Raw genomic sequence first — 22,024 nt, forward strand, 5'->3', positions numbered from 1 at the left:
TACTCCTATCGGCTACGTGGTTCGCAGCCGCACAAATGTCCACCCTCCGCAGGGGAAAGATGCTGCAAACTGGGGTCGCGAAACCCGTGCGTCTCAGGCTAACCGGCACCACGTGAGTCAGCAGGAGTAAGCCTTATGTCATCCGTTCTGATTACCGGTGCGAACAGGGGTATCGGTCTCGAATTTGCGCGTCAGTATGCTGCTTCCGGCTGGACGGTCCATGCGGCGTGCCGTCAACCGCACAGTGCCGGTGAGTTAAACGCACTGGGCGGGATTCGGTTGCATGAAATTGACGTCACGGATCACAATTCCATCGACGCGCTAGCCGCAAAGATAGATGAGCCGATCGATGTGGTCATCGCCAATGCCGGCGTGATGGGCCCGAGAAGCGATCAGCAAAGCTTCGGCAGCTTTGATTACGAGGCCTGGCGTGCTGTCATGGAGGTCAATCTCTATGGCACCGTTCACACCTGCGAAGCCTTCACGCCGCACCTTGAGAAAGGCGATCAGAAAAAACTCGCGGTCCTCTCCTCCAAGATGGGATCGATTGCCGATACGAGTGGCGGGCTTGCCCATTACCGCACATCGAAGACCGCGCTGAACATGGCGATCATGGCGTCGGCGGCGGGTCTTGCCCAGAAGGGGATCGCCGCCGGGATCTTCCACCCCGGCTGGGTCCAGACCGATATGGGCGGGCCGAGCGCGCTTATCACCACCGAGGAATGCGTGACCGGCCTGCGCCAGCAGATCGCGGGCCTGCCTGTGACGGCCAAGCCTGACTTTTTGACGTTCGATGGCGAGGTGCTGTCGTGGTGATGCTCCAAGGACAATGCCTCTGCGGCGATGTGAAGTTCCGCATCACCGCGCCACTGACCCATGCCTCTGCCTGTCATTGCGACCAGTGCCGCCAATGGTCCGGCCATTACTGGGCGACGGGCCGGACAAAGCAGAATGATCTCGTCATCGAGAATGGCAGCGAAAGCATCGCGTGGTATCCCGAGCGACACGCCGAGCGGGGGTTCTGCGTGATCTGCGGCTCTTCGCTCTTCTACCGCCAGATTGATGCGGCATCGGAGCATGTTGCAGTTTCGCTCGGCGCCATCAAAGGCGATACCGGCATTGAGCTTTCCCGGCACATCTTTGTGCGGGAAAAGGGTGACTATTACCAACTGCCCGCAGAGGCAGAAACATATGAGGGAGATGACGAATGAGCAGCATTCTTTTTATCGGGCTCGGCAATATGGGCTCAGGCATGGCGGTCAATCTGGTGAAGGCCGGGCATGACGTTCATGCCTTCGACTTGTCTGCCGATGCGGTTGCAAAGCTCGCCGATGAAGGCGCAACGCCGGTCCCCTCGCTGAAGGATTTCAAAGGTGCCGTTGACGTGGTGATCACCATGCTGCCCGCTGGCCCGCATGTCGCGAGCGTTTATACGAGCCCTGACGGCCTGCCCTCCTCGATTGAAAAGGGCACGCTCTTTATCGACTGCTCGACCATTGATGTGCAGACGGCCCGCGCCGTGGGGACAGGCGCCAAGGAGCGCGGCTTTCCTTTCGTCGATGCGCCGGTTTCCGGCGGTGTTGCCGCCGCGCAAGGGGGTACACTGACCTTCATGGTCGGCGGAGAGGCGTCAGATTTCGAGAAGGCCAAACCCTATCTCGACTCCATGGGCAAGAATGTCTTTCACGCAGGGCCTCTGGGGAACGGGCAGGTCGCCAAGATCTGCAACAACATGCTGCTCGGCATTTCAATGATCGGCACCTGTGAGGCGTTCCACCTTGCCGAAAAACTCGGCCTCGATGCGCAGACCTTTTTCGATATTTCCTCGACCGCGTCGGGCCAGTGCTGGTCGATGACGAGCTATTGCCCGGCGCCGGGACCCGTCCCCAATGCGCCGTCGAACCGCGATTACCAGCCGGGCTTTGCCGCCGCGATGATGCTCAAAGACCTGCGCCTTGCGCAGGATGCGGCAAAGACCGCGAAAGCCCCGACCCCGCTCGGCGCCCATGCAGAGCAGCTCTATGCGCTGATGGAATCGGCCGGGGCGGACGGGTTTGATTTCTCCGGCGTGATGAAGCTGCTTGATGGATCGCTGCCGAAAAACTGACCTCGCGACAGAGGGGCCGGACAGGCTATAGTGGCGGCATGGTCTCTTCTCCTGCCGGTCCCGAACTCGATCATCTGATGAAACTGCTCGCAAGGCTGCCGGGGCTCGGCCCCCGCTCGGCCAAGCGCGTGGCCCTGCACCTTTTGCGCAAGCGCGAGGCGCTGATGGAGCCGCTGGCCGAAGCGATCTCGGCCGCCGCCCAGCATGTGCAGGCCTGTGATATCTGCGGGAACTGGGACAGCCGGAACCCTTGCGGTATCTGTGAGGATGAGGCGCGCGACACCGGCGTCATCTGCGTCGTACAGGATGTTGCCGATGTCTGGGCGCTGGAACGCTCAGGCGCCCATCATGGCCGCTATCATGTGCTTGGCGGGGTCATCTCTCCGCTCGATGGGGTGGGGCCGGATGATCTGAACATCGCCTCCCTTGCCCAGCGGGCAAGTGCCGGCGGGGTCACGGAAATCATCCTTGCCACCGCCGCGACCGTCGATGGTCAGACCACAGCAGGTTACATCGCCGAGCGGCTCGAGGGGATCGATGTGAAGGTCACCCGCCTGTCCCATGGCGTGCCCATGGGCGGCGAGCTTGACTATCTCGATGAGGGCACGCTCGCCGCGGCCCTCAGGTCGAGACAGATTTTCTAGGCATCACACGACCAGAACTGTTTACCACCAGTCCGTATACATCCCTTAATCGGTAAACTTTAGTTGGACCTGCGCGCCATCAGGCAGATCGCGGATCTGCTTTCCTAAGTACCCAGAAAATTTTATCAGCTCCACAAGCGGAGCTGACTTTACATTAGACATCTCATAGGCACCGCTGAGAGCACCCGGAATAACTAGGCAGTACGACCAGTCCTCCGGCAGCACACCCAGACTTTCCCTCGCAGCTTCAACAAGTACCGCCATTTCCCAATCCGCGACAAAATCAAGATCACGCCAAAGGCTATCAAAGTGCTCTTTGCTGTCTGCCACAACTTCGCAGTAGACGTCTTCAGGGCAAAGACGCCAGTATCTTCCATCATGATCGCGGATGATGAGATTGCCAAATTCGTTTCGAGCAACAATCTCAAGAGGCTCGATACCTACCCAGCCTCAAGTATCTCAGAAACCAAATCCATCGCACACCACCACTTCTCCAGAAGCGCCAGCAAAGGACTGATAAAGCGCGTCGCGTCCCTACACCTTGAGCTCAGAAAGCTTACCTTCTTACCATATTCTACCAGATTTTCACGCGCTCTTCAGGCGGAAGATAAAGCTCATCGCCGGGCTGAACGTCGAAGGCGTCATACCATTCGTCGATATTCCGTACCATGCCGTTCACCCGCAGATACATCGGGCTGTGCGGCGCGGAGAGGAGCCGCTGGCGAAGGGACTCTTCGGTCCGCTTGAACCGGCGCGCCTGCGCCCGACCAAGGAACACCCGCTGCTCACCGGTAAAGCCGTCAAGCACCGGCGATTCCTCACCGTTCAGATGCTCCTTATAGGCATGATAGGCGACCAGCACCCCGGCAAGATCACCGATATTCTCACCCAGCGTCTGCCGGCCATTCACATGCAGGCCGGGCAGCGGCTCATATTCATCGAACTGCGCGGCGAATTTGTCACCCAGCGCATCAAAGGCCGCGCGGTCCTCTTCCGTCCACCAGCTTTGCAGGAAACCCTGCGCATCATATTTCGAGCCCTGATCATCGAACCCGTGCCCGATCTCGTGCCCGACGATGGAGCCGATGGCGCCGTAATTGATCGCGGCATCCGCCTTCGGATCAAACAGCGGGGACTGGATATAGCCCGCCGGGATGAAGGCTTCGTTCCGGTTCGGGCTGTAGAAGGCATTGACCGTCTGCGGCGCGGTGAACCATTCGCGCTTGTCCACCTTGGTGCCGAGCCGGTTATTGCTTTCGGCTTGTGACCAGACGCGGTGACGTTTGATATTGCCAAAGAGATCGCCAGAGACGATGTCGAGCTCGGAGTAATCCTGCCACTTCTCAGGGTAGGCGATCTTGGCGGTCATGGCGGCAAGCTTCTCCTGCGCCTTGACCTTGGTTGCGTCCGTCATCCATGTCAGATTATCGATCCGCACAGAGAGGGCCGAACGGATATCCTCGAACATCTCGGTCATCAGGACTTTTGATTCTTCGGGGAAGTATCGGTCGATATATTCCTTGCCCACCGCCTGATCGAGGCGGCCATTCACGAGAGCAATCCCCCGCTTCTCCCGGTCGCGCGGCTCTTCCTGTCCGTTGAGTGCCTTGCCGAAGAATTCGAAATTCGCCTGATAGACATAATCAGGAAGGAAGGCGGCGTTCGACGAAATATAGTTCGCCAGCAGATAATCCCGCCAGACAGCCACCGGCGTTTCCGCGTAAAGCGCTGCCAGCGATGGGAAGGCAGATTTCTCGCGCACGACGATATCACCTTCGGATGGCAGGCCCAGCGTATCAAGAGCCGCTTCCCACGGCATACCCGGCGCCATCGCCTCAAGCTCCGCAATCGTCATCCGATTATAGGTGAGATCCGCATTGCGCCGCTCGGCCCGTGTCCAGTGCCGCTCCGCAATCGCGGTTTCAAGATCAAAGACCGCCGCTGCGCGCTTTGCACTATTGTCTTCGCCGAGCAGCTCCAGCATCCGCGCCAGATGCTCCTTATACGCTGCACGGGTTTCATCGAGTCGCTCTGACTCTCTCAAATAGTAGGAGCGATCCGGCATACCGATGCCCGAATGGGTCGCGCCCATCACATAATCGGACGGGCTTTTTGAATCGATGGTGACATAGATGGCAATCGGGCTCGGCAGGCCGAGCGAGGGATCAGCCATCAGCCGGGCGATATCCTCATGCGTCTTTGCCGCACGGATACGGGCAACATCTTCCGCAATCGGATCGAGACCCTTCGCCTCAATCGCGGCAACATCCATGAAGTCATTATAGAAATCGCGGATCTTCTGGCCTTCGGAGCCGGCCGCGACATCCGAGGTCGAAAGGTCCGCGATGATCTCGGCAATGCGCGCCTCGTTGCGCTCCTGCATGATCACCGAAAATCCGGTCCCGGAGCGGTCGGACGGGATCTCCGTCGCTGCGAGCCAGCCGCCATTGGCATATTGGAAGAAATCATCCCCCGGGCGTGTCGTGGGATCAAAAGCATCGAGCGGGTAGCCCCAGGGCTCGATCATCGGCCCCTCTTCTTCGGCCATCATTTTAGGGCCGGCATCGCCGGTGGTCGTGGCACAGGCCGCCAGAGAGATCAGCGCAACCCCGCCAAGCAGGGACTTCAGCAGTCGGGACATGGGTCTCCCCCTTCTCGTTTATCGATATAGAAAGCCCGCCCTCAACGTTAGGTCAAGGGCGGGCGATCATCATTCTCAGTATCTAGGTGCATTTTGCGCAAACAAGCTTTCGAATTGTGCAAGCCATGCCGGACGAAAAACAGACCGCATAACGGTCAATGCGCGACCACAGTTGAAGGTCACCTGCGGGCACAAAAAAGGGGCGCCGTCGGCGCCCCATTTCCATTCTATCCGATCCCGGATCAGTAACGGTAGCCTTCGGGCTTGAACGGGCCGCTCTTTGACACGCCGATATAGTCGGCCTGCTCGCCCGTCAGTTCGGAAAGCTGCGCGCCGACATGCGAAAGGTGCAAGGCCGCCACTTTCTCATCGAGACGCTTGGGCAGGACATAGACCTTGTTCTCATATTTCCCGTCCTGATTATTCGCATAAAGCTCGATCTGGGCGAGGGTCTGGTTGGTGAAGCTGGCCGACATCACGAATGACGGGTGGCCCGTGGCGTTGCCGAGGTTCACAAGGCGGCCTTCGGAAAGAAGGATCATCCGCCGGCCGTCCGGCTTGGTCAGCATGTCGACCTGCGGCTTGATATTGTCCCATTCCCAGTTGCGAACGCCATCAACTTGAATCTCATTGTCGAAGTGACCGATATTGCAGACGATCGCCATGTCTTTCAGGTCGCGCATATTGTCGACGGTCAGGATATCCTTGTTGCCCGTGGCGGTGACGACAATGTCCGTACGCTTCACACCATCATCCATGGTCACGACCTCAAAGCCGTCCATGGCTGCCTGAAGCGCGCAGATCGGGTCGATCTCCGTCACCATCACCCGGCAGCCTGCACCGCGAAGCGACTGGGCCGAGCCCTTGCCGACATCGCCATAACCAGCCACCAGCGCCACCTTGCCCGCCATCATGACATCCGTACCGCGACGAATGGCATCGACGAGCGACTCTTTGCAGCCATACTTGTTGTCAAATTTCGACTTGGTGACCGAGTCGTTCACATTGATCGCCGGGAAAGGCAGCGTGCCATTCTTCTCGCGCTGATAGAGACGAAGGACACCGGTCGTCGTTTCTTCCGTCACGCCTTTAATCGAGGCTTTGACGCGCGAATAGAAACCGGGGTCACGGGCAAGACGGGCCTTGATCGTGTTGAAGAGGCAATTCTCTTCTTCATTACCCGGATTGTCGAGGATCGACGGATCGCTTTCGGCTTCCGAGCCCAGCAGGATCAGCATGGTCGCATCGCCGCCATCATCAAGGATCATGTTGGCAAGACTGCCATCGGACCATTCCCAGATGCGGTCGGCATAGTCCCAGTATTCCTGCAGCGTCTCGCCCTTTTTGGCGAAGACCGGCGTGCCATTGGCGGCAATCGCGGCCGCGGCGTGGTCTTGGGTCGAATAGATGTTGCAGCTCACCCAGCGGACCTCGGCGCCGAGCGCCTCGAGGGTCTGGATCAGCACGGCGGTCTGGATCGTCATGTGCAGCGAGCCAGCGATCCGCGCGCCTTTCAGCGGCTGAGCCGCGCCAAATTCTTCGCGCGTCTGCATAAGGCCGGGCATTTCATGCTCGGCGATCCTGATTTCCTTGTTGCCGTAATCGGCTAGCGAAATATCGGCGACATCATAGTCCTGGGTCATGAGGGATCCTCTGGAGATTCTTCTATGTGAGGGGCGCCTAGCAGGGGCGGCAAAGGATATAAAGCTTTCTTTATATGCCTGCCAGCAGGTCCTGCAGCCCCTCTCGATAGCTAGGATATTTCAAGGAAAATCCTGACAAGGCCTTAAGCCCGTCATTCTTCAGCCGCTTGTTGTCCTCATAAAATGAGCGCGCCATGTCGGACATCTCCGCCTGTTCGAAGGGGACTTTCGGTGGCGGCTCGATGCCGAGGAGCTCAGCGGCATAAGTAATGACATCCTGCGGCGGAGCGGGTTCGTCATCGGCAAAATTGATAACCGTAGGCGCGGTCTCAGCCTCGATGAGGGCATAAAGCCCCGCGGCGATATCGTCCCGGTGGATGCGGTTGAAGACCTGACCCGGCTTGATGATGCGCTGGGCGAGGCCCGCTTTCGAACCGCGCGTGCCACCTTTCAGACTGAGAAGCGCATTCCGGCCCGGTCCATAGATCCCGGCGAGCCGGCAGATATGGTGACGCACACCGAAATAACGCCCCACATACCGCCATTGTGATTCCGCCAGCAGGCGGCGTCGCGCCCGCGCGGTCAACGGCAAGCAGGGTGTCTCCTCATCAACCCATTCTCCCTGATGGTCGCCATAAACGCCCGAAGAGGAGAGATAGATAAGCACCGTATCCGGAGAAATATTCTCGATCGATGTGACGGCTGGACATCCCATCTCTCCTGGCGGCACGGAGATGACTATGGCATCCGCTTGTCCCGCCAACTCTGGCAAGGCTCCCTTGCCATTCCAGAGATGCCCCCTGATCCCGTTTGCCTCGAGCTTTTCAGCTTTGGATGGATCCCGCGTCGTTGCGTGGATCTCCCAGCCCTCCGCTTTTAATTGTTGAGCAAGAGGCTCGACTGAATAGCCGAAGCCGACGGCAAACAGCACCGGCATCTTAGCGCCCCGCCTCGATATCATCGAGAATGGCGTCGACGGCTTCCTCGACAAGATCGATCACATGATCGAACCCCTCCGGCCCGCCATAATAGGGGTCGGGCACATCGCCGCCGCCCGTCCGAGCAAGGAACATCTGAAGATTGGCCGTCGCATCGGGCGGACGAATATCGAGAAGATCAGCATGGTTTGAGCTGTCCATCGCGAAGATCATATCATGGATGTAGAAGTCGCCACTATCTGCCTGTTGCGCACGGTGGGCCGAAAGATCGTAACCGCGCAAGGCTGCCGCCGCCGTCATTCTTTTGTCTGCCGCCCCGCCGACATGCCAGCCGCCGGTTCCCGCGCTCGCCACCTCGACTTGTATACCGCGCGCCTTTGCTCGCGCCCGCATCACGCCCTCGGCGACGGGGGAGCGGCAGATATTCCCAAGGCAGACGAAAAAGAGACGCGGAGCTTTACTCATGCGCCTGAGATAGCAGATATGGAGGCCATGCCCAATTGGGCAGAATGTCTGGCCATCACGAGTGCCCTTATGCGAGACTCGGCTAGACTTGCACTCCCCGAAGCCGAAACCTGAAGGAGCTTATGGCCGAGCGCGGCGCACAACCTGACCCCCAGCTTTTCGCGACCGAGGAGGTGCCGAAAGAGCGGGTTCATGTCCTGCTGCCGATGCCGGTTGGCGACGGCTATGACTATGTCCTGACTGCCGGAATGACGGCACCGCCCGGGAGTTTCGTAATTGTGCCGCTGGGACCGCGCGAAATGGTCGGCGTCGTTTGGCCCGAGCCGACCGATCCTGACCTGCCCGAGCGCAAGCTCAAACCCGTTTCGGAAGTGATCGACGCGCCGCCCCTCTCGGCGGATGTCATGGCCTTTGTCGACTGGGTGGCAAATTACACGATCAGCCCGCGCGGGACCGTCTTGCGGCTGGTCATGCGGTCGGGCCAGCAATTGAGCCCGCCCAAACCCCAAACAGGATATATCCGCGCGGAAGTCCCGGACAGCCTGCGCATGACCAGCGCCCGCGAGAAGGTGCTCGATATGACCAGCGAGACCCCGCTGACCGCCGCTGAGCTGGCCCGCGAGGCCGGGGTGAGCGACGGGGTCGTCCGGGGGCTGGCCGAAGCGGGCGGGCTGCAAGCCATTGAGATTGATCCGGACCCGCCCTTTGGAGCGCCGGACCCTGACCGTAAGGGGCGCGCGCTTTCCCCCCTTCAGGCCGAAGCGGCAGAGCACCTCACCGCCGCCGTGCGCGAGGAACGCTATAGCGCCTGGGTGATCGACGGGGTCACGGGGTCGGGCAAGACGGAAGTCTATCTCGAAGCCATCGCCGAGACACTCCGTCTGCGGCCGAGCACGCAAATCTGTATCCTGCTCCCGGAGATCGCCCTGACCCTGCCCTTCCTCAAGCGGATAGAAGAGCGCTTTGGCGCAGCGGCCGCGCATTGGCATTCAGATGTCTCCTCCGCCGAGCGCCGCCGAGTCTGGCGCCGGGTCGCAGAAGGTCAGGCTCGGCTAGTCGTCGGGGCGCGCTCGGCGCTCTTCCTGCCTTATACGGATCTTGCTCTGATCGTCGTCGATGAGGAACATGAGGCAGCCTATAAGCAGCATGACGGTGTTCTCTATCAGGGAAGGGACATGGCGGTCGCACGCGGAGCGCTGGGAAACTTCCCTGTCCTTCTCGTCTCTGCCACGCCCTCGCTTGAAACCCTCGCCAATGTCGAGGAGGGCCGGTACGGACTTGTCTCCCTGCCTTCCCGCTTTGGCCCCGCCACTCTGCCGGACACAGACATTGTCGACATGCGTGCCCATCCCCCGGAGAAAGGCCGCTGGCTTTCGCCGAAGGTGATCGAGGCGGTCAATGAGACGCTGGGGCGGCAGGAGCAGGTACTCCTTTATCTCAATCGTCGCGGCTATGCGCCCGTCACGCTCTGCCGGAAATGCGGAGAACGGATGACCGCGCCGCATTCGGATACATGGCTGGTCGAGCACCGGTATTCGAACCGGCTGGTCTGTCACCATACGGGCTATTCGATCCCCAAGCCCGATCATTGCCCGCATTGCGGGGCGGCGGACAGTCTGACGCCCTGCGGTCCCGGCGTTGAGCGGATCGCCGAAGAAGCGAAAGAAACATGGCCGGACGCGAAGATCGAAATTCTTTCCTCTGACATGCTGATGGGGCCGGGCGCTGCCAAGTCGCTCCTTAAACGGATGACTGAAGGCGAGATCGATATTCTTGTCGCAACGCAGGCCGCCGCCAAGGGGCACAATTTCCCGAACCTCACCCTCGTTGCGGCGGTCGATGCCGATCTTGGCCTTGCGGGCGGTGATCTGCGCGCCGCCGAGCGGACTTTCCAGACCCTGTCACAGGTTTCTGGCCGAGCTGGCCGTGCCGCCAAGAAAGGCCGTGTGCTGCTGCAAAGCTATCAGCCCGAGAACCCGGTCATTGCGGCGCTTGCTCGCGGCGACCGCGACGGCTTTGCCGAGGCCGAGCTTGAAGGCCGTGCCGCACTCGGCTTTCCGCCCTATGGACGGCTCGCCGCCGTCATCCTGAGCGGTGAGAATGAGCAGAAGCTGAATGAAGTTGCCCGCGCGCTGGCCGGGGTCGTGCCGCATGCGGAAGGTGTCGAAGTCTGGGGCCCGGCTCCTGCTCCGCTCTATCGCCTTCGCGGTACTTACCGGCTGCGCTTTCTCGTCAAGACCACAAGGCGGGTCAGCATTCAGTCCGTGCTTGATGAATGGCTGTCACGGATCAAGATCCCCGCCTCGATCCGTAAGACGGTGGATGTCGACCCCTATACCTTCACCTGAACCCTACCGCCCCGGCTCGCCCGGCCCGACCATCAGATTGATCGCAATCGAGATCCGCTCTCGCGAGCCCTGATAGGGACGCACACTGTGTTTGAGCCATGAAGGGAAGGCGACAATCATCCCGTTTCGCGGCCGGATGCCCTTCACATTCTCCTCCGGCTTTCCGTCCGTCCGTTTAGCCACGATATCGGGTGTGTACATCCGGTTCATTGGAAAGCGGGGGTCGTGGAGAACCAGCTCGCCACCCTGATCCGCGCCATCGCCTTCATAGCCGGTATCGACATAATAGACGACGGACCACAGCGCGCCGGGATGGGCATGCATCTGGTTCGAGGCGCCGGGCGGCGAGACATTCGCCCACATCTCCGCCACCCATCCAAAGCGGCGTTCATCCGGGCTCGACAGCTCAACCGTATGCGGATCACACAGGATACAAGCCCGGCGCCCGAGCGCCTGCGCCGCCTCCCCGCCCCAGGCCATCATGTCGGTCGTTGAATGCCAGCCGAGTGTGTTCGATCGCTCGATCCCCCCGCTTTGCGCGCGGTTCTGCTCGATCACATCTTTCAGCGCCTGATTGAGGGGCTCGCAATCGGGCATATCCCCGATCAGGACAATGGTCGGAAACAGCTCATTGACGCGGGTGTTGAAGCGATCCTCCATCACGCGCCTTCGGGATCATAAAAGGAATCAAAGACGCGCACGGATTTCCAGTTATCCTTCAGCGTCTCGATGAATTTCTGGTGCCGGTCCGTCACCTGATAGGCGTCATGCGCTTCCCTGCTCTCGAAGGCGACCAGCAGCGAGACGTCGAAGACCTGATCATTCACCTCCCGCGCATAGTCCCCGGCCCGCGCACCGACGGAGAAGAAGAGAACCCCTTCGTGCCCGGAGAGATATTCCCGCGCGCCCTCGATCAACGCATTGACCGCCTCGGGGCTTTTGTCCTCCAGCTCGAAGAACACCGCATGTGACATCGCCGTCCGCGTTTCTGCCGGCATCATGACCTCCCTTTTTTGACCTCCTTAGGCGGTCAGACCTGTCCCATCAAATGACGGACGATCACCGTCATGGAGAGGAAGATCCACAGCGTATTGAAGGCAACGAGAGTGGGGAGAAGCTTCTTCATCGACGCCCAGATCAGCGCCACGGACGTGCCGAGCGTCAGCACATGCAGCCACCAGATCTCCACACCGAAGACGAGGCCCGGCACGATCACCGCCGCCTTGGTCGCCCAGGCGAGAAACTCGACCGTGTTATAGCTGGTCCAGTAATCGCGGCGCCCCCACATCTTCATGCAGCCGATGATCGGCCGCCAGCCGACATGGGTGTAGACAATAAGGGTCAGTGTCGCCGCCAACAGCGCGGCAATCAGATACGGGTTGGTCATGAAATGGCCCCGGCAAGAAACGGACCGCTCCTTAGCCTATTGGCGCCCGCCCGCCCAGACAGCGTCCTCGCCTTTGAGGGCCGGGCCGATGATCTCCACCCGGTTGGTCCAGATATAGCCGCCGAAACTATCCGGCACACGGGCGAGCGTTTCGGGGTCATCGATGCCGGGCGTGCCCGGATCGCCGCTGCCATATTCGCCCATCAGGATGATGTCAGATCCCGCAGCCGTCATTCGCGCCTCAAAAGCCCGCGGCCAGCCCCAGGCCAGCCGCGCATGGCTGATCGGCAAAGCGAGCGTCCGGTTGCGGCAATCCGCAGGGACATTCGCAGTCCAACCGGTGAGAAGATAGGATTTGGCGCAGGCCTTCAGCGCGGGCTTGTGAAAATAGCGCAAGCCCGGGAGGGCTTTGAGCGTCTCTTCAATTGGTCCGGGGGCACCGTAAACACCCCAGAGCCGCTCGCGCCATTCGGGATGGGCGACCATGAGAGCTGCAAAGGCCGCGCCTTCCTCGAGGTCATTGCTCTTGAAATTGATCAGAAACTGCCCGTCCGGGAAAGCCTCGAACACTTCTGTCAGGGAGGGGATCATCCCCACCCCCTTGCCGCGAAGAGGGAAGGTCTCCCCGCCATCGGCGGTATAGCCATAGCCCGCATCAAGCGTCTTGATGTAATCAAGGCTTGCGCGGCGGGTCACGCCCTCCCCATCCGTGCGGCAATCAAGCGTCCAGTCATGAAAGACTACGAAATGTCCATCCGTTGTCGGATGGATATCAAGCTCAATGACATCCGCCCCCGCCGCAAAGGAGGCCTCGAATGAGGGAATCGTGTTCTCGATAAAGTCATGCTCGGGCGGGAAGATGCGGGTCGCAGTGCAGGTCTGGTTCGTCAGCCCTTCGCGTGAATAGGTGTGATGGATACCCCGATGGGCGATGATCTTGACGTCTTCGCCGATCGGCTTCGCCAATAGCGAAGCATTCCGTGTCCAGAGGGCCGCGATAATCATCAGCAGCCCGATACCAATGCGGCTCCACATCATCCGCCCTCTTTTTTGTTCCCGAACGGAGGAGAGCAGATCAATGGGGCGGTTTCAGGGCATCTCCGGCTAGCTGATGCCTCTACCGGAGACTTGCTCGCAAGGCGCGCCAGCTGTATCGATAGGCCATGAAGCCCGAAACCATCGATCAATATCATGACGCGCAGGCCAGCGAGGATCAGCAGATCTGCGCGCTCCTCCGTCAGGAGATCGACCGGGCGTTCCCCGATGCCGAAAGCAAGATCTGGCATGGTCATCCGGTATGGTTTCTCGATGGAAATCCCATCACCGGTTACAGCAAGCTGAAAGACAGCGTCCGCCTACTCTTCTGGAGCGGCCAGTCCTTTGAAACGGGCGGTCTGTCCGTGGAAGGAAAATTCAAGGCCGCCGAGAAGCGCTACACTTCTTCAAGTGAGATCGATACAGTGGAACTGCGAGGGTGGCTTGGTGAGGCTCGTGATATTCAGTCGGACTACAAGAACCTCGTGAAGCGCAAAGGCCGCCTCGAGCGCCTGAAGTAAGCGCTGTGCGAGGATAGGTTACTCTCGATTTCTCCGCTCATGCCCGCGAAGGCGGGCATCTGCCTCTGATGCGCCTCTCACTCATATTCGGCACGCACAAAGATGAACTCAACCTTCGTCACTCAAGACCAGATCCCCGCCTTCGCGGGGATGAGCAGGCGAAGAGATAGAGATAAGAAACTAAGGAACATAAATCAGACCCGCTTCAAACTCATATCCTCCGGATACTTCATACACACGGACATGAAGAACCAGGTCACTCGTATTACCCTGAACAGTTATCAGATCGACCAGCACTTGCCAGTAATCTCGTTCCCATACGTATATTGAAGTTTCCCATGCACGGTCGGAAAGTGGGCCAATCAGCTCAGGATAGGCCTGCAGATTGCCACTATTATATGTGAGTGTCTCGGCATCGATTGGTCTTATGCCATCTCCGGCCGCCGCCTTACCTTTCGCGTATAAATCGGCGATTTTCTTGAGAGTAGATCGCCAAAGGCTTGGGACCGCTTGTTCTTTTTCCGGTAATTTTTCGACGGCGACGTCAGACATAAGGAGCCATCAAAACGGCAGTTTCATGCCCGGGGGAAGCGGCAGGCCGTCGGTCATCGATTTCATCTGCTCCGCAGACGCTGTTTCGAGTTTTGACTTCGCGTCATTGATCGCGGCGGTGACGAGGTCTTCGAGGACTTCCTTATCCTCTTCCTTGAACATCTCCGGCGATATTTCGACCCTCGAGGCATAACCCTTGCCGTTAAGCACCACACGAACGAGACCGGCGCCAGCCGTGCCCTCGGCCTCCATCGATGCAATCTTCTGCTGCATCTCTTCCATTTTCTGCTGCAGGCCTTGCGCCTGTTTCATCATGTCGCCGAAATTCTTCATCATGATCAGTACTCCTTATATTCCTGCGGCATGATCGGAATATCCGTATCATCGGGTTTCGCCCCCGCCGCGGTCAGCATCATGTGGATCTGCCCCCGGTGATGGGTGGCATGGTTAAAGACATGAACGATCAGGGGCGCTTTCGGGTTCGAAAGCTCTCCATAAGAGATCGATTTATAGGTCAGCACACCGTCAATATCGCCTTGCGTCATGCCATCGGCCCAGTCACGGATGACGCCATCAAGCTCGCGCCGCTGACCCACAAACTCGTCCCAGTCGATATGCGCCTGCGCATCCGCGAAGCTCGTGATCTTCGGTGCCTCAACGACCCCGAAGCGGGCAAGCCAGAGGAAATCCGCCCAGTAGATATGCCGGAAGGTCGCGCCGATCGACCCCCAGAAGGCACCTCGCTCCGCCCACCGATCTTCATCCGTGAGAGTTGAGGCGGCTTTGACGAGGCTGTCATTTTGCCAGTGATTATAGCGCGCCATCATCTGCGCATATTCAGGGGTGATCATTCATCACTATCCTTGGGGGCCCCTTTCAACGGGCGGACGGCCGAAATCTTCGCGCCGGGGAAAGCCTCGAACGCGGCTTTGACCAGCGGGTGGGCGTGAAGCTGTTCATCGCGTTCCATACGGAGGGTTTTGACGCCGCCCGGATCCTTGACGATGGAAATCATCCAGGGGCGGTCCGTCCAGTCCTTCAGCGCCGTCGTCAGCCGCCCGGTCAGGGATTGGGGCGCGTCTTTCGTCACCGCGACATCAAGCCGGCCGTCCTCGATATGGACGGGGATCAGGCAGGTCTCGATCAGGGTCCTCAGCTCCGCATCGCGGTGCTGTTCAGCAAGCCGCGCGATCTCAAGCAGGCTGGTGATGCCGGGATCAGCAGATTGTTGCGCAACCGGAACAGCCCTTGCTTCGACTGAGGCTTGGGGCGCGAGCGCGGCCTGCGCACCGCCCCCGCCACGCGGGGCCGCAGGGGCCGGGCTTTGCGTGCCGCCTCCGGTGCCTGAGCCTTCACCAAGCGCCTTCAGCGCTTCTTCGGGCGTCGGCTGGGCCGCTGCATAGGCCACGCGGATAAGACCAATCTCGGCTGCCGCTGCCGCATCGGGCGCCGCCAGCGTCTCCTCCAGCGCCTTCATCAGGAGCGACCAGCAGCGGGTCAGCGCCGGGAGCGGCACGGATTTAGAGAGCGCAATGGCGCGGTCCGCATCCGCCTCTCCTGCCTGGCCATGACGCGCGGCGGCCTCCCCCGCCGCCGTCGTGCGGGTCAGAAGATGCGTCATGTCGAGCAGATCGCGCAGGACCGCCGAAGGGTCCGCGCCTGCATCATATTGCTCCCGGAACAATCCAAGCGCGGTCGCGGTTTCGCCCTTCATTGCGGCCTCGAGCAGGGCCCAGGTCTGGGTCCGGTCAACGAGCCCCAGCATGTCGCGGACATCCGACGCACTGATCGCCTCGCCCGCTTTCTGGACCAGCGCCTGATCAAGCAAAGAGAGCGCATCACGCACCGAGCCTTCAGCGGCCTGCGCGATCATGAACAGCGCCTCACGCGCAATCGCGGCGCCTTCCTTCTCGGCGATCCCGGCGAGGTGTCCCGTCAATGTCTCGGCATCGAAACGGCGAAGATCAAACCTCTGGCATCGCGAGAGGACCGTCACCGGCACCTTGCGGATCTCCGTCGTTGCAAAGATGAATTTCACATGCGGCGGCGGCTCTTCGAGGGTCTTGAGCAGCGCGTTGAAAGCGCTGTTCGAGAGCATGTGCACCTCGTCGATGATATAGACCTTGGTCCGCGCCTCGATCGGGGCATAGCGCACCCCTTCGATCAGCTCACGGATGTCCCCGACGCCTGTGCGCGAGGCAGCGTCCATCTCGATGACGTCCGGGTGGCGGCTTTCGGCGATGGCGCGGCAGTGTTTCCCCTCAACCGCCATATCGACGGTCGGGCGGTCAATCTCATCGGTCTCGTAATTTAGGGCGCGCGCCATGATCCGTGCGGTGGTCGTTTTGCCCACCCCGCGCACGCCAGTCAGGATGAAGGCATGGGCGATGCGGTTCGCATCGAACGCATTGCGCAGGGTTCTGACCATGGCGTCATGGCCAAGAAGGTCATCGAAGCTCTGCGGCCGGTATTTCCGGGCGAGCACACGGTATTCGGGAGAGGATGCGGCGTCTGACACGCCTCACATCTAGGGCAGAAGCGGGACGGAGGAAACCGTCCCGCTCTCCACAAGCCATACTTTAGTAGCGGCGATACCGGTCGCGGCTGACATAGGAGAAGACCGCGCGGCAGCCATTATTCACCCAGACCCCTTCGCGGGTCTCGCCCCAGTCGGTACCCCGACGGCAGGGCGCATCCGAACGGCGGTCATAGAGCCGAAGTTCAGTGAAGTTCTCATTGATCCGGCACAGCCGGTAACGACGATTGTCGCTCTCGCATTTGATATATTGGAGCTCGCCATAACCGCCGCGACCATAGTCGTCGTCGCGTCCGCCGCCATAGCCGCCTTCACCAAGCTGGACCTGAAAGGTCGCGCGGCAGCCATTATCGACCCAGACTGCGTAGCGCTCGACGCCCCAGTCACGGCCGATCTGGCAACTGCCCGACGAACGTGAGGCGACATAGCGCAAAGACCAGATCCGGCCGCCGACCTCGCAACGGTCATACCCGCCGCGCGAGCGGCATTCGATGGTGCGTTCGCGGCCATACCGGTCGCGGTCGCCATAGCGATCATTGTCGCGGTAGGGCCGCGCTTGCGCCACTGGCGGCGCACCTGCCGCCCGGCCTTTCACGCCTTGCGATGAGGCGCCGGCCAGTTCGACATTAAGATCGACACCCGCCTGCTGGGCAGCGGCAATCCCGAAGGAAGCAGCAATGGCGCCCGCGGCGGTGAGAATGGTTTTCAGCATGTTGGTCCTCCCTGAAGGGCCTTTTCGATGTCTCGATAGGGCCAGCGGAATGTGTCCGAAAGGGGGCACCGGTTTCCCAAAGAGTCAACCAAAGGGGGCACTACTTTCCATCTTGCTCCGGATGATACTGAAACACCTCATCGAGCGGCACGCCGAAGACATGCGCGATGCGATAGGCCGCCTCGAGGCTGGGGGCGTATTTGCCCTTTTCAATCGCGGCGATGGTCTGGCGCGTCATGCCAATCCTGTCGGCCAGCTCACTCTGCGTCATTTCATCGGCATCAAAGCGTAAGCGACGGATATTATTACTGATGGGAAGGGCCAAATCCGGTTCAGCCCTCCACCCGGTAGAGAATGATCTGCCAGAACGCCTTCACACCCTCGGCGAGCAACAGCCCGAGGAAAGCGATATTCGCGACCATCCAGTTCTCCTCCTTCAGCGACAGCGCGATGATGAGCAGCAGGGTGGCATTCAGAACGGCAGCCCCGACAATATCCGCCCGCCGCGCAATGCGCCGGTCACGCTCATCGCTCTTATCGCTATCTCGATAGAAGAGAATGCTGACCGCAATATGGATGACGATTGCCAGCACAATGAAAATGATGATGGCGGTGAGGATCCAGCTCTCCGCGCCAATCCCGCCCGCCTCGATCAGGCTTTGGCCGTAAAGCCCCCCGACGATGAGACAGACCAGCAGCAGGATCCACGCGCTTTTTTCCTGAAAAGACATGATTTCACTCCCGATATGATCAAGCGGACGCGCCGCGGTAGAGGGTGATCTGATAGAGCACTTTGGCGAACTCCCCTGCGACCATCCAGAAGAACAGGAAATGCGCGATCAGCCGATCGCCGGTCATCAGCGCATAAATAAAAACCAGAAACGCACCGATGGTGATGATCGTGCCCTGCGCCCGTTCGGCCCGCAGCGTGATCTTCTCATCCCGTTCGTCACGAGCCTCGCGGTCCGCTTTTGATGTGAAGACCGACACCCCGATCGAGCCGACGGCGGTGACGATACCGAAAGCGATCATGGCGATGATCAGCTCTGTATTGGTGCCGACCACGATATTGCCGCCCTCGATCAGCGAGACCAAGTGCCCGCCATAAACGAGGATAATCCCCACCAGAGTGACCCAGGCCAGTTTTTCCCTGAATGTCATGCTGCCCTCCTGTTCCTGCCGCTTGAAGCGAACGAGCATGTTCGCCTGACGCTACATAATGTTAGATTTATTATACATCATGTCAAGAATATAGACCAATGATCGCATAGAGAGCTGATAAATATGGATTTTTTTGGTCGTCCATTCTGCATATTGGGCAGAAAGCCGACCAAGCTCCCGGCGCAGAATCGGCGACGCGGCTGCTTATAAGGGAGCAGAATGTAAGGGAGGAATAAGTGGAAGACCGACACGACCCGGGACGGAAACTCGTTACGGCTGCTTCCTTCCGGACCTGACCGGGTTGGCGAGGCGCCCGTCCGCGCGGCCTTCCGGCGGGTTACGTGGCGAATGAACCGGATGATTGCAACATCGCAGTGACGGATTCTGTATCTCGGTTGAAAAATCAGGCCTGCCTCGGCAGCCTCTCATCCATTTGCCCTTTCCAATCATTAGTTTGATTTGCAAACGAGCTTGTTTATATTACCCCACCAGAGGAGATTTCCGCGCTAATCATGACGCCCGACCCCACCAGAGATGATATTTCGTTTCTCAAACGAGTGAGCGAAGAAGGACGATACGCCCCGCTACTGGGCGGGCGCTATCTGCTCATGTGGGGCACGGTTATCACCATCGCCTATACCTTCCAGTACCTGATCCTGTCGCAGACGTTGGCCTGGCCCGGCTGGTCCATCGCCGCGATGTGGTTGATCGTCATGGCGATCGCCGGCGGATTCATGGCCACATTTCCCAAAGCCATCCGGAACAAACCCGGCCTTCATGCCGTCTCCAACCAGGTCGAGCGCTGGGTTTGGACCGCAGGCGGCATGAGCATTTTCGCCTTTGCAAGCGGCACGATACTGGCGATCAGCCTGACCGGCGCATCTGTGGTTCTTTTCGACATGATCGTCGCCATCGCCCTTGCGGGATACGGGACGGCGTTCCTCGTCGTCTCCTATATCGCCGGACAGGGATGGATGCGCCTGCCCGCGATCGGCAGTTTCATCGGCACAGGGATCATCCCGTTTTTTGCGGGCACACCGCTCACCTATCTGGTTGGGGCGGTCATCGTGTTTTTCGTTGCGGTCATTCCGGGCATCATCCTGCTTCGTGCAGAGCCTGCGGCGCTCAAGGAGGCAATGTGATCATGGCCGGTTTCGATGCGGGCAATATTGATGAGACGATTCATGGCCGGATCCGTCTGGGGATCATGGCCTATCTCGGCTCGGTCTCACCGGCAGGGTTTACGGAGCTTGCGAATGTGCTGGAGGCAACCAATGGGAACCTCTCCGTACACCTCAGAAAACTCGAGGAAGCGGGCTATGTCAGCATCGAAAAAGGGTTCGAGCATCGCCGTCCGGTGACCCATGTGCACCTGACCGAAAAGGGCCGTGAGGCGTGGTCGGTTTACCTTGACGCGATCAAGCCGCTATTCGGCTGAAAATTCCCCTATCCAGAACGCCGCTCTTATGGCATCGGCGAAAAATGACAGACATTTCCTTCTCTCTGGTGCCTGAATGGGCGCCGCAATCAGCATTGTGGATCGGCTGGCCGCGCCTCGCCCATGACTGGCCCGAGGGGCTCGTCACGGCGCGCGAGGAAGCGGCTAACCTTATCCGTAACGCCAGTCGTTTCGTTCCCGTAAAGGTTTCCATCGGCGGCCCTCGGTCAATGGCCGATGCGCTTAAACGCGAGCTGGATGAGGTCGCCGACCTCTATCCCGTCTCCGCGACCGATGTGTGGCTGCGCGACACCGGCCCGATTGTCGGTTTCGATGAGGGAACGCTCTCGGCGCAGGCCTTCCGGTTCAATGGCTGGGGCGGCCGGTTCGGCGCTGCTGACGACCGCTATACCGCAGGCGCGATTGCCGCGATCGAAGGCGCCTATGTAACCTCGCATGACTTTATTCTTGAGGGCGGCTCGATCGAGATCGACGGTGAAGGACGCCTGCTGACGACCAAGGATTGCCTTCTGAACCCCAACCGCAATGGCGGATGGGAAAAGCGCGAGGCGGAGCGCACCTTGCGCGATACATTCGGGGTCGATGAGATCCTGTGGCTCGACCGTGGCCTCGTGAACGACCACACGGACGGTCATATCGATAATATCGCGCGGTTCATCGGGCCGGGCCATGTCGTCTGCCAGCGCGCCTCCGACGAGGATGATCCGCACCGGGAACGCCTTGAAGAGATCGAGCGGGCCTTGCGTACCTTCAGCCTTGAAGTCTCAACCATCCCCTCACCGGGACGGGTGACCAACAAGGAGGGCGATGTCGTGCCGGCGAGCCATTGCAATTTCATCATCACCAATGGCGCGGTCCTGCTCCCGACCTATGATGAGGCGAATGGCGCCGCTGCAGCTGAAGAGCTGGATGCACTTTTCCCGGATCGTGAGATCGTGCCCCTGCGCGCGGACCATATCCTGAAAGGCGGCGGCGGCTCCTTCCACTGCATGAGCTGTCAGATCCCCGCATTCGAGGAGGACGTAGCATGAGCCGGAAAGTCACTGTTGCCGCTATTCAGTATGCGCCGGGTCTAGCAAAGGACTCCTTTGCCGAAGCCGAAGCGCTGGTCCGCGAGGCAGCGAGCCAAGGCGCGCAGGTGATCCTGCTGCCCGAACTCTTTGAAGGCCCCTATTTCTGCAAGACGCAGGAAGAAGAGCATTTTGCCATGGCGCAACCCTGGCAGACGCATCCGGTGGTCACGCGCTTTGCGCCGCTCGCCAAGGAACTGGGCGTTGTCCTGCCGCTATCGATTTTCGAGCGGGAAGGTCCGCACACCTATAACTCGCTGGTCTGTGTTGATGCGGATGGCGAGCTCTTGGGCGTTTATCGCAAAAGCCATATCCCCGACGGACCGGGCTATCAGGAAAAATATTATTTCCGGCCGGGCAATACGGGTTTCAAAGTCTGGGCGACCAAATTCGGCAAGATCGGCGTCGGTATCTGCTGGGATCAGTGGTTCCCCGAGGCCGCCCGCGCCATGGCCCTTCAGGGGGCGGAGCTTTTATTCTACCCGACCGCCATTGGCGCCGAACCGCAGGCCCCGGAGATGGACACCGCCGCGCGCTGGCGCCGCGGGATGCAGGGCCATGCGGTTGCGAACACCATGCCGGTGATCGCCGCGAACCGCTTTGGAGATGAGGACGGACAGGTCTTTTATGGAACCAGCTTTATCGCTGACCAGACCGGCGAAATCGTCACCGACTTGAACCGGACCGAGACGGGCGTCATCACAGCGAGCTTTGATCTTGATGAGCTGGCAACCGAACGCTCCGCTTGGGGCCTTTTTCGTGACCGTCGGCCAGAGCTTTATTCTCCGCTCACCTCTTAGAGAGT

At 59.9% G+C, this 22,024-nt stretch carries 27 protein-coding genes and 1 other RNA gene; 10 read left to right on the forward strand and 18 right to left on the reverse strand.

Features of this window, described 5'->3' with window-relative positions; genetic code table 11:
• Window positions 1–135: 135 nt before the first annotated feature.
• Genes DX908_RS08475 through recR form a run of 4 tightly spaced genes read left to right on the forward strand, consistent with a single transcriptional unit; the run spans window position 136 to window position 2,751 of the window.
• Entirely contained in the window at window positions 136–816 is a 681-nt protein-coding gene (locus DX908_RS08475; protein ID WP_116391919.1) for an SDR family oxidoreductase, read from the forward strand.
• On the forward strand, window positions 816–1,211 hold the full coding sequence (locus tag DX908_RS08480; RefSeq protein WP_116391920.1) for a GFA family protein: 396 nt from the start codon (window positions 816–818) through the stop codon (window positions 1,209–1,211). The genes DX908_RS08475 and DX908_RS08480 overlap by 1 nt, the downstream gene beginning before the upstream one ends.
• Complete coding sequence (gene mmsB, locus DX908_RS08485; RefSeq protein WP_116391921.1) at window positions 1,208–2,107, forward strand: 3-hydroxyisobutyrate dehydrogenase; 900 nt, start codon at window positions 1,208–1,210, stop codon at window positions 2,105–2,107. Before DX908_RS08480 ends, mmsB begins: the two co-directional genes overlap by 4 nt.
• 38 nt (window positions 2,108–2,145) lie before the next feature.
• Window positions 2,146–2,751: a recombination mediator RecR gene (recR, locus tag DX908_RS08490; protein ID WP_116391922.1), complete on the forward strand. Its 606-nt coding sequence runs from the start codon at window positions 2,146–2,148 to the stop codon at window positions 2,749–2,751.
• 45 nt (window positions 2,752–2,796) lie between these two features.
• Here the strand turns inward: recR and DX908_RS08495 are convergent, their stop codons facing one another.
• From DX908_RS08495 to DX908_RS08515, 5 genes are all read right to left on the reverse strand, one after another.
• Window positions 2,797–3,081: a T6SS immunity protein Tdi1 domain-containing protein gene (locus tag DX908_RS08495; protein WP_199564648.1), complete on the reverse strand. Its 285-nt coding sequence runs from the start codon at window positions 3,079–3,081 to the stop codon at window positions 2,797–2,799.
• 244 nt (window positions 3,082–3,325) lie between these two features.
• Window positions 3,326–5,392, reverse strand: a complete 2,067-nt coding sequence (locus DX908_RS08500; RefSeq protein ID WP_116391924.1) for a M13 family metallopeptidase — start codon at window positions 5,390–5,392, stop codon at window positions 3,326–3,328.
• Window positions 5,393–5,634: 242 nt separating this feature from the next.
• Window positions 5,635–7,035, reverse strand: coding sequence for an adenosylhomocysteinase (gene ahcY / locus DX908_RS08505; RefSeq protein WP_116391925.1), 1,401 nt, complete (start codon window positions 7,033–7,035; stop codon window positions 5,635–5,637).
• Between the two features lie 70 nt (window positions 7,036–7,105).
• A complete protein-coding gene (locus DX908_RS08510; protein ID WP_116391926.1) occupies window positions 7,106–7,972 on the reverse strand; it encodes an SDR family oxidoreductase in 867 nt (288 codons plus the stop codon).
• Between the two features lies 1 nt (window position 7,973).
• Window positions 7,974–8,438: a low molecular weight protein-tyrosine-phosphatase gene (locus DX908_RS08515; protein WP_116391927.1), complete on the reverse strand. Its 465-nt coding sequence runs from the start codon at window positions 8,436–8,438 to the stop codon at window positions 7,974–7,976.
• Between the two features lie 122 nt (window positions 8,439–8,560).
• Between DX908_RS08515 and DX908_RS08520 the strand changes: the two genes are divergently transcribed.
• Window positions 8,561–10,786 carry a primosomal protein N' gene (locus DX908_RS08520; RefSeq protein WP_116391928.1) on the forward strand — a complete coding sequence of 742 codons (2,226 nt, stop codon included), beginning with the start codon at window positions 8,561–8,563 and terminating at the stop codon, window positions 10,784–10,786.
• A 3-nt stretch (window positions 10,787–10,789) separates the two neighbouring features.
• On the opposite strand, the gene DX908_RS08525 is transcribed toward DX908_RS08520, so the two are convergent.
• Genes DX908_RS08525 through DX908_RS08540 form a run of 4 tightly spaced genes read right to left on the reverse strand, consistent with a single transcriptional unit; the run spans window position 10,790 to window position 13,208 of the window.
• A complete protein-coding gene (locus DX908_RS08525; protein ID WP_116391929.1) occupies window positions 10,790–11,446 on the reverse strand; it encodes a TIGR02466 family protein in 657 nt (218 codons plus the stop codon).
• A complete protein-coding gene (locus DX908_RS08530; protein WP_199564650.1) occupies window positions 11,446–11,787 on the reverse strand; it encodes a Dabb family protein in 342 nt (113 codons plus the stop codon). The genes DX908_RS08525 and DX908_RS08530 overlap by 1 nt, the downstream gene beginning before the upstream one ends.
• 29 nt (window positions 11,788–11,816) lie before the next feature.
• The gene (locus DX908_RS08535; RefSeq protein WP_116391930.1) at window positions 11,817–12,173 is read right to left on the reverse strand and encodes a hypothetical protein; all 357 of its coding nucleotides are present in this window, start codon (window positions 12,171–12,173) and stop codon (window positions 11,817–11,819) included.
• Between the two features lie 36 nt (window positions 12,174–12,209).
• Window positions 12,210–13,208: a glycerophosphodiester phosphodiesterase family protein gene (locus tag DX908_RS08540; protein ID WP_116393037.1), complete on the reverse strand. Its 999-nt coding sequence runs from the start codon at window positions 13,206–13,208 to the stop codon at window positions 12,210–12,212.
• Between the two features lie 128 nt (window positions 13,209–13,336).
• Here DX908_RS08540 and DX908_RS08545 point away from each other — a divergent pair, with 128 nt between their 5' ends.
• Window positions 13,337–13,729 carry a DUF1801 domain-containing protein gene (locus DX908_RS08545; RefSeq protein ID WP_116391931.1) on the forward strand — a complete coding sequence of 131 codons (393 nt, stop codon included), beginning with the start codon at window positions 13,337–13,339 and terminating at the stop codon, window positions 13,727–13,729.
• Between the two features lie 180 nt (window positions 13,730–13,909).
• Here DX908_RS08545 and DX908_RS08550 read toward each other — a convergent pair whose 3' ends face one another.
• The 9 genes from DX908_RS08550 to ffs all read right to left on the reverse strand — a co-directional run bounded on the left by DX908_RS08550 (window position 13,910) and on the right by ffs (window position 19,024).
• A complete protein-coding gene (locus DX908_RS08550) occupies window positions 13,910–14,281 on the reverse strand; it encodes a DUF7668 domain-containing protein (RefSeq protein ID WP_116391932.1) in 372 nt (123 codons plus the stop codon).
• 9 nt (window positions 14,282–14,290) lie between these two features.
• Complete coding sequence (locus DX908_RS08555; protein ID WP_116393038.1) at window positions 14,291–14,614, reverse strand: YbaB/EbfC family nucleoid-associated protein; 324 nt, start codon at window positions 14,612–14,614, stop codon at window positions 14,291–14,293.
• A 5-nt stretch (window positions 14,615–14,619) separates the two neighbouring features.
• The gene (locus DX908_RS08560; protein ID WP_116391933.1) at window positions 14,620–15,132 is read right to left on the reverse strand and encodes a DinB family protein; all 513 of its coding nucleotides are present in this window, start codon (window positions 15,130–15,132) and stop codon (window positions 14,620–14,622) included.
• Window positions 15,129–16,799: a DNA polymerase III subunit gamma/tau gene (locus DX908_RS08565; RefSeq protein WP_116391934.1), complete on the reverse strand. Its 1,671-nt coding sequence runs from the start codon at window positions 16,797–16,799 to the stop codon at window positions 15,129–15,131. The genes DX908_RS08560 and DX908_RS08565 overlap by 4 nt, the downstream gene beginning before the upstream one ends.
• A 61-nt stretch (window positions 16,800–16,860) precedes the next feature.
• A complete protein-coding gene (locus tag DX908_RS08570) occupies window positions 16,861–17,529 on the reverse strand; it encodes a DUF3011 domain-containing protein (protein ID WP_116391935.1) in 669 nt (222 codons plus the stop codon).
• Between the two features lie 100 nt (window positions 17,530–17,629).
• Window positions 17,630–17,854 (reverse strand): helix-turn-helix transcriptional regulator, encoded by a 225-nt coding sequence (locus tag DX908_RS08575; RefSeq protein WP_116391936.1) that lies wholly within the window; start codon window positions 17,852–17,854, stop codon window positions 17,630–17,632.
• Window positions 17,855–17,861: 7 nt separating this feature from the next.
• Complete coding sequence (locus DX908_RS08580) at window positions 17,862–18,260, reverse strand: hypothetical protein (protein ID WP_116391937.1); 399 nt, start codon at window positions 18,258–18,260, stop codon at window positions 17,862–17,864.
• 19 nt (window positions 18,261–18,279) lie between these two features.
• On the reverse strand, window positions 18,280–18,690 hold the full coding sequence (locus tag DX908_RS08585) for a hypothetical protein (protein ID WP_147303759.1): 411 nt from the start codon (window positions 18,688–18,690) through the stop codon (window positions 18,280–18,282).
• 232 nt (window positions 18,691–18,922) lie between these two features.
• An RNA gene (gene ffs, locus DX908_RS08590) (signal recognition particle sRNA small type) lies at window positions 18,923–19,024 on the reverse strand.
• Window positions 19,025–19,202: 178 nt separating this feature from the next.
• Between ffs and DX908_RS08595 the strand changes: the two genes are divergently transcribed.
• The 4 genes from DX908_RS08595 to aguB are packed head-to-tail and all read left to right on the forward strand — an operon-like array spanning window position 19,203 to window position 22,019.
• Complete coding sequence (locus DX908_RS08595) at window positions 19,203–19,832, forward strand: hypothetical protein (RefSeq protein WP_116391939.1); 630 nt, start codon at window positions 19,203–19,205, stop codon at window positions 19,830–19,832.
• Window positions 19,833–19,834: 2 nt separating this feature from the next.
• Window positions 19,835–20,128 (forward strand): winged helix-turn-helix domain-containing protein, encoded by a 294-nt coding sequence (locus tag DX908_RS08600; protein WP_116391940.1) that lies wholly within the window; start codon window positions 19,835–19,837, stop codon window positions 20,126–20,128.
• Between the two features lie 44 nt (window positions 20,129–20,172).
• On the forward strand, window positions 20,173–21,180 hold the full coding sequence (locus DX908_RS08605; protein WP_116391941.1) for an agmatine deiminase family protein: 1,008 nt from the start codon (window positions 20,173–20,175) through the stop codon (window positions 21,178–21,180).
• Window positions 21,177–22,019, forward strand: a complete 843-nt coding sequence (gene aguB, locus DX908_RS08610) for an N-carbamoylputrescine amidase (RefSeq protein WP_116391942.1) — start codon at window positions 21,177–21,179, stop codon at window positions 22,017–22,019. The genes DX908_RS08605 and aguB overlap by 4 nt, the downstream gene beginning before the upstream one ends.
• Window positions 22,020–22,024: the final 5 nt, after the last annotated feature.

The organism is Parvularcula marina (assembly GCF_003399445.1).
Lineage (GTDB): Bacteria > Pseudomonadota > Alphaproteobacteria > Caulobacterales > Parvularculaceae > Parvularcula > Parvularcula marina.

What these genes read in the sequence shown, in the direction of transcription:
- DX908_RS08475 (WP_116391919.1), top strand. Translation starts at nt 136, where the DNA reads ATGTCATCCGTTCTGATTACCGGTGCGAACAGGGGTATCGGTCTCGAA.
- DX908_RS08480 (WP_116391920.1), top strand. Translation starts at nt 816, where the DNA reads ATGCTCCAAGGACAATGCCTCTGCGGCGATGTGAAGTTCCGCATCACC.
- mmsB (WP_116391921.1), top strand. Translation starts at nt 1,208, where the DNA reads ATGAGCAGCATTCTTTTTATCGGGCTCGGCAATATGGGCTCAGGCATG.
- recR (WP_116391922.1), top strand. Translation starts at nt 2,146, where the DNA reads ATGGTCTCTTCTCCTGCCGGTCCCGAACTCGATCATCTGATGAAACTG.
- DX908_RS08500 (WP_116391924.1), bottom strand. Translation starts at nt 5,392, where the DNA reads ATGTCCCGACTGCTGAAGTCCCTGCTTGGCGGGGTTGCGCTGATCTCT.
- ahcY (WP_116391925.1), bottom strand. Translation starts at nt 7,035, where the DNA reads ATGACCCAGGACTATGATGTCGCCGATATTTCGCTAGCCGATTACGGC.
- DX908_RS08510 (WP_116391926.1), bottom strand. Translation starts at nt 7,972, where the DNA reads ATGCCGGTGCTGTTTGCCGTCGGCTTCGGCTATTCAGTCGAGCCTCTT.
- DX908_RS08515 (WP_116391927.1), bottom strand. Translation starts at nt 8,438, where the DNA reads ATGAGTAAAGCTCCGCGTCTCTTTTTCGTCTGCCTTGGGAATATCTGC.
- DX908_RS08520 (WP_116391928.1), top strand. Translation starts at nt 8,561, where the DNA reads ATGGCCGAGCGCGGCGCACAACCTGACCCCCAGCTTTTCGCGACCGAG.
- DX908_RS08525 (WP_116391929.1), bottom strand. Translation starts at nt 11,446, where the DNA reads ATGGAGGATCGCTTCAACACCCGCGTCAATGAGCTGTTTCCGACCATT.
- DX908_RS08530 (WP_199564650.1), bottom strand. Translation starts at nt 11,787, where the DNA reads ATGATGCCGGCAGAAACGCGGACGGCGATGTCACATGCGGTGTTCTTC.
- DX908_RS08535 (WP_116391930.1), bottom strand. Translation starts at nt 12,173, where the DNA reads ATGACCAACCCGTATCTGATTGCCGCGCTGTTGGCGGCGACACTGACC.
- DX908_RS08540 (WP_116393037.1), bottom strand. Translation starts at nt 13,208, where the DNA reads ATGTGGAGCCGCATTGGTATCGGGCTGCTGATGATTATCGCGGCCCTC.
- DX908_RS08545 (WP_116391931.1), top strand. Translation starts at nt 13,337, where the DNA reads ATGAAGCCCGAAACCATCGATCAATATCATGACGCGCAGGCCAGCGAG.
- DX908_RS08550 (WP_116391932.1), bottom strand. Translation starts at nt 14,281, where the DNA reads ATGTCTGACGTCGCCGTCGAAAAATTACCGGAAAAAGAACAAGCGGTC.
- DX908_RS08555 (WP_116393038.1), bottom strand. Translation starts at nt 14,614, where the DNA reads ATGAAGAATTTCGGCGACATGATGAAACAGGCGCAAGGCCTGCAGCAG.
- DX908_RS08560 (WP_116391933.1), bottom strand. Translation starts at nt 15,132, where the DNA reads ATGATCACCCCTGAATATGCGCAGATGATGGCGCGCTATAATCACTGG.
- DX908_RS08570 (WP_116391935.1), bottom strand. Translation starts at nt 17,529, where the DNA reads ATGCTGAAAACCATTCTCACCGCCGCGGGCGCCATTGCTGCTTCCTTC.
- DX908_RS08580 (WP_116391937.1), bottom strand. Translation starts at nt 18,260, where the DNA reads ATGTCTTTTCAGGAAAAAAGCGCGTGGATCCTGCTGCTGGTCTGTCTC.
- DX908_RS08585 (WP_147303759.1), bottom strand. Translation starts at nt 18,690, where the DNA reads ATGACATTCAGGGAAAAACTGGCCTGGGTCACTCTGGTGGGGATTATC.
- DX908_RS08595 (WP_116391939.1), top strand. Translation starts at nt 19,203, where the DNA reads ATGACGCCCGACCCCACCAGAGATGATATTTCGTTTCTCAAACGAGTG.
- DX908_RS08600 (WP_116391940.1), top strand. Translation starts at nt 19,835, where the DNA reads ATGGCCGGTTTCGATGCGGGCAATATTGATGAGACGATTCATGGCCGG.
- DX908_RS08605 (WP_116391941.1), top strand. Translation starts at nt 20,173, where the DNA reads ATGACAGACATTTCCTTCTCTCTGGTGCCTGAATGGGCGCCGCAATCA.
- aguB (WP_116391942.1), top strand. Translation starts at nt 21,177, where the DNA reads ATGAGCCGGAAAGTCACTGTTGCCGCTATTCAGTATGCGCCGGGTCTA.